The following is a 9,255-nucleotide window of genomic DNA, read 5'->3' on the forward strand; positions in this document are numbered from 1 at the left end:
ACCTCATTTTCAGCAAGATAAGGCACTACTTCTGATGATACATATAAAATTCTTTTATCCTCCATTTTTTGTTTTGTTTTGTTTATGGGACACAAATCATTTGCAAAATTACAAAAATTTATGTTGATATTGACTAAAATAGTAAGTTTGCACTGAATTTTAATGTTTTACGCATGACCATTTTTGACAAACAAACAGAAGTAAAAGCTTATTTGAATCCGTTTTTACAAGACAAAAAAAAGATAGGATTTATTCCTACAATGGGCGCTTTGCATAAAGGTCATTTATCATTAATGAATGAATCTCTGAAAAACAACGACTACACGGTGGTTAGTATTTTTGTGAACCCAACTCAGTTTAACAATCCAGACGATTTAAAAAAATACCCCAGAACTTTAGAAAGCGATGTTGAAAAAATAAAATCATTAAACCCTAAAATTATAGTTTACGCTCCTACTGTCGAAGATATTTATGAAGGAAAAACTGTTTCAAAATCCTTCGATTATGATGGTTTAGAATTCCAAATGGAAGGCAAACACAGACCAGGACATTTTGACGGTGTGGGAACAATCGTAAAAAAATTATTCGAAATTATAAATCCTACCAATGCTTATTTTGGCGAAAAAGATTTTCAGCAATTAGCTATTGTTCGAAAATTAGTTCAGAAAAACAGGATAGCTGTAAATATTGTTGGTTGCGAAATTTTTCGTGAAGCAAACAAATTAGCTATGAGTTCTAGAAACGAACGCCTTTCGGCAGATGAAAGAGCAAAAGCAGCTATAATTTATAAAACTTTGGAGGAAGCCAAAAAACTTTTTGGTACAAAAACTGTTAACGAAATAACAAATTGGGCTGTAAAAACATTCAAAAATCAATCGATGTTCGAGCTAGAATATTTCGAAATTGCCGATGAACAAACGCTTCTTACTTGCAAACGAAAAAGTAAAAACAAAAATTATCGTGCTTTTATTGCCGTTTTTGTTAACAATATAAGATTGATTGATAACATTTCATTAAAATAATTACCTTTGTACCATGCAAATTGAAGTTGTAAAATCTAAAATACACCGAGTAACAGTGACTGGCGCCGATTTAAATTACATCGGGAGCATTACTATTGACGAAGCTTTACTCGAAGCGTCTAACATTATTGAAGGCGAAAAAGTAAATATTGTAAACATAAATAACGGAGAACGTTTTGAAACTTACGCTATAAAAGGCGCGAAAAATTCAGGCGAAATAACGCTAAACGGCCCTGCAGCTCGCAAGGTGCATAAAGGCGATATTATTATTATCATGTCTTATGCTCGTATGGATTTTGAAAAAGCAAAAACCTTCAAACCTTGGTTGGTTTTTCCTAACGAAAAAGACAATTCGTTAACATAACGTGAGAAACAAACTAAGCACCTATTCTGGGGTAATTCTTCCTATTTTACTAGGACTAGGACTTACATTGTATATTTACAATTCATTTACAGCTACACAATTAGCCCAAATGAAAGGCTATGTAATATCTGCAAATTATAATTACATTTCGTTTTCACTTATAATTGCCATACTAGGTTATGTTTTTAGAGCTTACAGATGGAAATATACTTTAGCAGAAATAGGTAGTTATACTGGCTTCAAAATTAATTTTTTAGCCGTTAGTATTGGTTATTTTGTAAATTTAGGAATCCCTAGATCTGGAGAAGTTTCCAGAGCTTTAGTACTAAAAAAATATCGAGATGTTCCTTTCGATAAAGCTTTCGGAACTATTATAGCCGAAAGAATCGTCGACTTTATTATTCTTTTGTGCCTAATTATTACCTCTGTACTATTAGAATTCTCTACACTCAAAAAATTTCTTTTATATTACATTCCATTTAAGATATTAATTGTATTTGCCGTATTCTGTTTCTTCGGACTTATTGCAACAATTTATCTGTATAAATATTCAAAATGGAAATGGATTTTTTTTATAAAATCTAAAATAGAAGGACTAAAAGAAGGCGCATTTAGTGTTTATAAAATGCCTAATAAATTTCCTTTTTTAATATATACATTTCTTATCTGGCTCTCTTATATATTAATGTTTTATTTTGCTGTTTGCTCTATAGAAGCAACGCATTCAATGTCATTAGGAACAACAATTGTAGCTTTTGTTATTGGTGGATTAGTTATGACTTTTACCAACGGAGGTTTTGGCTTTTTTCCTGTCCTAATAGCAAAAATCCTATTACTATATGGCATTCCTGAACAAGCAGGAAACGCATTGGGTTGGATTATTTGGATATCACAACTCATTATCACAATTCTTCTTGGTGTTTTTTCTTTTTTAGCGCTCCCAATCGTGGGTAAAAGAAAATAAATTATTATATTGCTACTTCAAAAAATCACGCTATTGTAATTCTTAATATTATGAAAAATATATTCTTTGTCCTATCATTATTCCTTTCTGTAACATTATTTTCACAAACAACTAATGAAACCATTCATTCAGCAAAATTGAACGCTGACAGAGAAATAACTATCAAACTACCTGCTTCTTACGAGAAAAATCTCGAAAAAAAATATCCCCTAGTTTTAGTTTTAGATAGTGAGTATTTATTTGCTCCTTTTGAAGGAAATTTAGCTTTTGGAAATTATTGGGACGATATTCCTGAAGTTATTTTAATAGGAATAAAACAAAACAAAAAAGAAGAACGTTACGATGATTCTGAATTTGACGAAACAACTGGTTTACCTTCTAAAAAAGGAGGTGCTTTTTTCGAATTTATTGGAGCTGAATTAATTCCACATCTTGAAAAAAAATACCGAATCGCACCATTCAAAATTATTGCAGGACTAGACGCAACCGCAGGATTATTAAACTCATTTTTGTATAAAGACATTCCACAATTTAGCGCCTATATCTCTTTAAGTCCTGAGCTAGCAAAAGGAATGATAGAAAGAATTCCCGAAAGATTGGCTGCCACAAAAGAACCTTTATTTTATTACCAAGCAACATCCGATGGTGATTTGAAAAAGTTTCAAAACCAAATAAAAGCTTTAGATAAAAACATTACTGCGGTAAAAAATCCTTTGTTAAATTACAAATTTGATGATTTCAAAAATGCTTCACATTATTCTTTAGTTTTAAACGGAATTCCTAATGCTTTGTATCAAATTTTCTCTGTTTACCGACCAATTTCTTCTTTAGAATACCAAGAAAAAATAGCCATTTTACCTGACAGTCATGCAAAATATCTTACAGACAAATACGAAACTATCGAAAAATCATTGGGTATAAAAATGAATGTTAGATTAGGCGATTTTAAAGCTATTGAAGCAGCAATTTTAAAAACTGGTGATTTCAAAGGATACGAAGAATTAGCCCAAATTTCTGGTCAGCAGTACGAAAAAAGCATGTTATATGATTACCACATGGCAATGTTTTACGAAAAAACAAAAGACTATAAAAAAGCAGTAAAATTTTATCAAAATGCGTTTATGAAACAAGAAATTCGTGAACTAACAAAAGACATGATGATGAATAAAGCAGAGGATTTAAAAAAATTAATTCCTGTGAAAGCTAAAGGATTAAAAGGTGGTAAAGCCAAAGAAATTATCGAAGAAGTTCCGGTAACCGATACGCCAACAATAGACGAAACACCAACAACGGATACGCCTCCAACGGAAACACCTACAGAAACGCCAACCGAAGAGAAAAAACCATAATAATGGCCAAAGTAAAAACGTCTTTTTTTTGCCAAAGTTGCGGATCACAATATTCCAAATGGCAAGGACAATGCAACGCCTGCAAAGAATGGAATACCATTGTTGAAGAAATTATTCAAAAAGAAGAAAAAGCAGCTTGGAAAGCCGAAACATCGGAAGTTAAAAAAGCTTCTAAACCACTTTTAGTAAAAGAAATAGATTCGACACAAGAAATCCGAATGGATACTTGCGATGGCGAACTAAACCGAGTGCTTGGCGGCGGAATAGTTCCAGGATCATTAATACTTTTAGGTGGAGAACCTGGTATTGGGAAAAGTACCCTTTTACTTCAAATTTCATTAAAATTACCATACAAAACCTTATATGTTTCGGGCGAAGAAAGTCAGAAACAAATAAAAATGCGTGCCGAACGAATTACTACAAACGGGGACAATTGTTACATATTAACAGAAACCAAAACCCAAAATATATTTCGTCAAATTCAGGAAATTGAACCTGAAATTGTAATTATCGATTCAATTCAAACCTTACATACTGATTATATTGAATCCTCTCCAGGAAGTATTTCACAAATTCGAGAAACCACTGCTGAACTGATAAAATTCGCCAAAGAAACTAACGTTCCCGTTATTCTAATTGGTCATATTACCAAAGATGGAAGCATCGCTGGGCCAAAAATCTTGGAGCACATGGTTGATACTGTTTTGCAGTTTGAAGGCGATAGAAATCATGTATATAGAATTCTTCGATCATTAAAAAATCGCTTTGGTTCTACCGCCGAACTCGGAATTTATGAAATGCAAGGTTCTGGATTGCGTGAAGTTTCTAATCCGTCAGAGATTTTAATTTCACATAAAAACGAGGAATTATCAGGAACTGCAATTGCATCAACTCTCGAAGGAATGCGTCCGTTAATGATAGAAATTCAAGCCTTAGTTTCAACCGCCGTTTATGGAACACCGCAACGAAGCACTACTGGTTACAATGCCAAACGACTCAACATGATTCTTGCTGTTCTCGAAAAACGTGCTGGTTTCCGTTTGGGAGCAAAAGATGTTTTCCTAAATATTACTGGCGGAATCTCGGTAGATGATCCTGCTATAGATTTAGCAGTTGTGGCTGCCATATTATCATCTAACGAAGACATCCCTATTAATAAAGATTTCTGTTTTGCTGGCGAAGTAGGACTTTCAGGCGAAATTCGTCCTGTAAATCGTGTAGACCAACGCATTCAAGAAGCAGAAAAATTAGGTTTTTCGACCATTTATGTGTCTAAATACAATAAAATTTCGTTGAAAAATACTGGAATTAAAATACAATTAGTAGCTAAAATTGAAGATGTTGCAAGTGAATTGTTTGGGTAAATTTTAAATTATGAAACCTTATTCTGAAATATTACAAACAACAAATTCTTATCATGAACTAGGCGAAACTATTCAAGCCGCCAATTTTGTTATTGAAGAATATGGGATAAAACACCCAAATTTTAAAGGTTTCGAATTGCGAGAAAAAGCAAAAGCTGAATATATTCTTATGACTACCGAAGGCACTTTTGGATTGCCACAAATTATTAGAATTCCAGAAAATACTTTTGAATTTATATTAATGCTCAATCTTATTACCCACGAAATGGTTCATGTAAATCAGAAAGCAACTGGACAATTTGTTGATGATAGAAACGAAAGGGAATGGCAAGCCTATTACGAAATGCTTTTTCATAAAATATATCCGCAAATCCCTAATTTACCCAAACATCAATTATTGTTTTTTGCCAATAAAGCCTTAAGTTATTACACAAAAATGGGTAAAAACTCCGATTTACAAATAAAATATGCGTTAGAAAAACAAGAAGTAGATACCTTTGTAGCTTCATTATCATAATAACATTTTGCATAACATTTATGAGAAGTAAAAAACAAAAATTTTTTCTGTTCCTTAAAACCCTAATTGTATTCTTGTTATTTTCTTTAGCAGGAATTTACTTTTTTCGTGACGTTTTGTTGCTAAAAGTGATTGGAAAAGCGACTTCAAAATTTGAAACTGATTATAACTGTAATTTTTCTGTACAAAAAGCCCATTTCGATGGTATTTCAAGTATCGAATTGAATAATATCGTTTTAGTTCCTAAAGAGACCGACACACTATTTTCTGTCGAAAAAATAAAAACAAAAATCAACTTATTTCAATTGATTACAGGAGACATTCAGTTGCAAAATCTTGAAGTAAAAAATGGGTTTATTCAACTCGTAAAAAACGAAAAAGGTCGCAATTTTGATGCTTTTCTTAAAAGAGAAAAAAGTGATGATGCTAATGAAAAAAGGAATTACGCCAAATTAGCTTACCGATTATTATCGAAAGTTCTAAACTTAGTTCCAACCGAAATGCAGCTCGAAAACATATCCTTACGGATGGACGATTTGGGAATTAAAGTAACGATGCATTTGCCCGAATTACAATTAAAAAACCATCAATTACAAACCAATATTAATGTTACCGAGAGCGAATTTTCCCAAAAATGGAACATTTCAGGTTTTGTAGATCCTAGAGCTAAAAAAGCCGATGTAAGGATTTATAACAATGATACTTCAAAAATACAATTACCATATATTTACAAGCGCTTTGGTTTTAAAGCTGGTTTTAAAAATGTTCGCCTAAAATTGGATAAATTCGATTTAGAAAGCGACAAACTTCATCTTGACGGATTGGTTTCAGTAGAGGATTTTACCATCAATCATCCTAAAATTGCAAAAAAAGAAGTTTTAATAAAAACAGCTAGTTTCGATTATCGCTTTTTATTGGGAAGCGATTTTGTATCGATAGACAGTACTTCATCGGCACAAATAAACAGCATCAAATTGCAACCTTTTGCAGAATATAATACCGAAGAAGACACGATTTATAAACTTAAGATTCTGATCCCAAAAATGAAAGCTCAAGATTTTATTTCTTCGCTTCCAGAAGGATTGTTTACCCATTTTACAGGAATGGAAACAGAAGGAAATTTTGATTATAAACTCAATTTCAAATACAACAAAAACAAACCATACGCATTAGTTTTTAATAGTAATCTAAACAAAGAGAATCTTAAAATACTAAGATATGGCGAAGCCAATTTAAACAAACTAAACGGAGAATTCGTCTATCGCGCCATCGAAAACAATGTATTGCAACGTCCTGTTTTAGTAGGAGATTCTAATCCTAATTTTACGCCTTTGGAACTAATTTCGCCTTATCTTCAAAAATGCGTGCTCACTTCCGAAGATCCTTCGTTTTTCTCTCACCACGGGTTTATTAATGAGGCTTTCAAACAATCGATTACAAAAAATATTAGGACCAAAAAATTCTCTCGAGGAGCCAGCACCATTAGTATGCAATTAGTGAAAAATGTTTTTTTGACCCGCGAAAAAACATTATCCCGAAAATTAGAAGAAATATTATTGGTTTACTTATTAGAAAATAACCGAATTGCAAGTAAGGAACGCATGCTTGAAGTTTATTTTAACGTGATAGAATGGGGGCCAAATGTATATGGTATTGGCGAAGCATCAGCTTTTTATTTTAAAAAAAAACCAATAGATTTAACCTTAAAAGAATGTCTGTTTTTAGCTTCGATTGTACCTAAACCTAAAAAATTCATGTATCAATTTGATGACCAAGGAAAACTAAAATCCTTTGCAAACAAGCACGAAGAATTTATGAGTAAACTCATGTTGCGTCGAGGATTATTAACGCCTGAAGACACGATTGGGCAGCAAATTCCGATTTCTATTTCAGGTCGTGCAAGAACACACATGAAGTTTAAAGTGCAAGATTCTATTGCTGTAGATTCTCTTTTTACCGATTTTGATTTTAATTAATTTCACTCCTTCCCAACCTTTTCTACAAAAAAGCACTCTATATAAAAAACACTTATATCATGAAAAAAATAATTCTAATTTTCACTCTTTTGGTTTCGGCAATATCATTTGCACAGAAACCTATTTTTGTTTCTGCCAAAGTAAAATCGGCAACCGTCTATTTTAATGCTGCCGAAATTTCACAAAGCACAAACGTTCTATTGCCTTCTGGAACGAGCGAAATTGTAGTGAAAAATGTCGCTAATTATTTGAATGAAAGTTCGGTTCAAATTGGCGCGCCATCATCATTAACGGTACTTTCTGTGCAGTTTACAAACGACTATATGTCAGAATATGATATTGATGAAAATTCGCCAGCAATTAAGAAAGTAAAAGACAGCATAATTATCGTTCAAAAAGAATTGAATCGAGTAAGGAATTCTAAAAATTCCGAAAGCAAAACCATCGAATTGTTAGACAAAAACCAACAAGTTTTTGGTCAAAATTCTGGTTTAAGCGTGGTCGAATTGACAAAAATGGTCGATTATTACAAATCCAAACGAACTGAAATTAGTAATACAATAAACACTCTTGAAGAAAAAGAAAAAAAGCTGAACGAGTTAATCACAAAACTAAACAACAAACTAGAAGTAGATACTAGCAAAGAAGAAAAAACTTCTTCAGGAAAACTCGTATTACAGGTTATGAATACTACTGCCGGAAATGTTCCTTTAGAAATTTCGTACATTACAAATAACGCTTCATGGTCTCCATTTTATGATTTGAGAGCAGACAATGTTACTTCGCCAATAAATATAATGTACAAAGCGCAAGTGGTTCAAAATACAGGAATTGATTGGAAAAAAGTAAAACTAACATTGTCTTCTGGAAACCCAAATCAGAACAATCAAGCGCCACTTTTAAGTTCATGGTTTTTGAGATATGGGTATGAGCAAAGTTATGGTTATATGAACGCAGATAAAAAATCAAATCAAATTCAAAGTAGAGCTTCTGGTATAAAAGTTAATGAAGCTGAAGCTGACATGGAAACTGCATCAATATCAAACCATACAACAATCAACGAAAACCAATTGAATGTTTCTTTTGATATCGATATTCCTTACGACATTTTATCTAACGGAAAAGCTCACAGTGTAGCACTAAAAGAAATAAAATTACCCGCTTCTTACAAATATTATGCTGCACCAAGAGTAGAAAAAGAAGCGTTTTTACTAGCTGAAATTGCTGATTATTCTAAATACAATTTACTCCCTGGCGAAGCCAATATTATTTTTGAAGGCATGTATGTTGGGAAAACGATGATAAATCCGTCGCAAACTTCCGATACTCTAAATTTAAGTATGGGACGCGATAAAAAAGTATCTATAAAACGTGAAAAAGTAGTAGATAAATCAGGAACTAAATTCTTGTCTTCTAAAAAAGAACAGACTTTTACTTATGATATCACAGTAAGAAATAACAAAAAAGAAGCTATCATAATGTTACTAAAAGATCAATATCCGTTAAGTACTGACAAAGAAATAGAAATCGAATTACTTCAAAAAGATGGTGCCAAAGCAAACCTTGAAACTGGAATCTTAACTTGGGATTTAGACTTGAAACCCAACGAAACCAAGAAAATAAGGATTAGTTATTTGGTAAAATATCCTAAAGATAAAATTATTGGTAATTTGTAACAACCTAAAATCCAACTCAATTG

At 32.4% G+C, this 9,255-nt stretch carries 8 protein-coding genes; all 8 read left to right on the top strand.

From position 1 onward, the window contains the following. Positions 1-173: 173 nt before the first annotated feature. Genes panC through ACH2BG_RS03985 form a run of 8 tightly spaced genes read left to right on the top strand, consistent with a single transcriptional unit; the run spans position 174 to position 9,232 of the window. The gene (panC, locus tag ACH2BG_RS03950) at positions 174-1,022 is read left to right on the top strand and encodes a pantoate--beta-alanine ligase (protein ID WP_395046417.1); all 849 of its coding nucleotides are present in this window, start codon (positions 174-176) and stop codon (positions 1,020-1,022) included. 13 nt (positions 1,023-1,035) lie between these two features. Further along, complete coding sequence (panD, locus tag ACH2BG_RS03955) at positions 1,036-1,386, top strand: aspartate 1-decarboxylase (protein ID WP_395046418.1); 351 nt, start codon at positions 1,036-1,038, stop codon at positions 1,384-1,386. A 1-nt stretch (position 1,387) separates the two neighbouring features. After that, positions 1,388-2,350, top strand: coding sequence for a lysylphosphatidylglycerol synthase transmembrane domain-containing protein (locus tag ACH2BG_RS03960; RefSeq protein WP_395046419.1), 963 nt, complete (start codon positions 1,388-1,390; stop codon positions 2,348-2,350). 50 nt (positions 2,351-2,400) lie between these two features. Continuing rightward, the gene (locus tag ACH2BG_RS03965) at positions 2,401-3,699 is read left to right on the top strand and encodes an alpha/beta hydrolase (RefSeq protein WP_395046420.1); all 1,299 of its coding nucleotides are present in this window, start codon (positions 2,401-2,403) and stop codon (positions 3,697-3,699) included. Between the two features lie 2 nt (positions 3,700-3,701). Next, positions 3,702-5,063, top strand: a complete 1,362-nt coding sequence (gene radA / locus ACH2BG_RS03970; protein WP_395046421.1) for a DNA repair protein RadA — start codon at positions 3,702-3,704, stop codon at positions 5,061-5,063. A gap of 10 nt (positions 5,064-5,073) precedes the next feature. Then, entirely contained in the window at positions 5,074-5,580 is a 507-nt protein-coding gene (locus tag ACH2BG_RS03975) for a hypothetical protein (RefSeq protein WP_395046422.1), read from the top strand. A gap of 20 nt (positions 5,581-5,600) precedes the next feature. Beyond that, a complete protein-coding gene (locus ACH2BG_RS03980) occupies positions 5,601-7,556 on the top strand; it encodes a transglycosylase domain-containing protein (protein WP_395046423.1) in 1,956 nt (651 codons plus the stop codon). A gap of 59 nt (positions 7,557-7,615) precedes the next feature. Continuing rightward, entirely contained in the window at positions 7,616-9,232 is a 1,617-nt protein-coding gene (locus tag ACH2BG_RS03985; RefSeq protein ID WP_395046424.1) for a DUF4139 domain-containing protein, read from the top strand. Positions 9,233-9,255: the final 23 nt, after the last annotated feature.

The organism is Flavobacterium sp. (genome assembly GCF_043779715.1).
In the GTDB taxonomy this organism is placed as follows: domain Bacteria; phylum Bacteroidota; class Bacteroidia; order Flavobacteriales; family Flavobacteriaceae; genus Flavobacterium.

Coding starts and splice junctions, on each gene's coding strand:
- panC (WP_395046417.1), top strand. CDS start 174: ATGACCATTTTTGACAAACAAACAGAAGTAAAAGCTTATTTGAATCCG.
- panD (WP_395046418.1), top strand. CDS start 1,036: ATGCAAATTGAAGTTGTAAAATCTAAAATACACCGAGTAACAGTGACT.
- ACH2BG_RS03965 (WP_395046420.1), top strand. CDS start 2,401: ATGAAAAATATATTCTTTGTCCTATCATTATTCCTTTCTGTAACATTA.
- radA (WP_395046421.1), top strand. CDS start 3,702: ATGGCCAAAGTAAAAACGTCTTTTTTTTGCCAAAGTTGCGGATCACAA.
- ACH2BG_RS03975 (WP_395046422.1), top strand. CDS start 5,074: ATGAAACCTTATTCTGAAATATTACAAACAACAAATTCTTATCATGAA.
- ACH2BG_RS03980 (WP_395046423.1), top strand. CDS start 5,601: ATGAGAAGTAAAAAACAAAAATTTTTTCTGTTCCTTAAAACCCTAATT.
- ACH2BG_RS03985 (WP_395046424.1), top strand. CDS start 7,616: ATGAAAAAAATAATTCTAATTTTCACTCTTTTGGTTTCGGCAATATCA.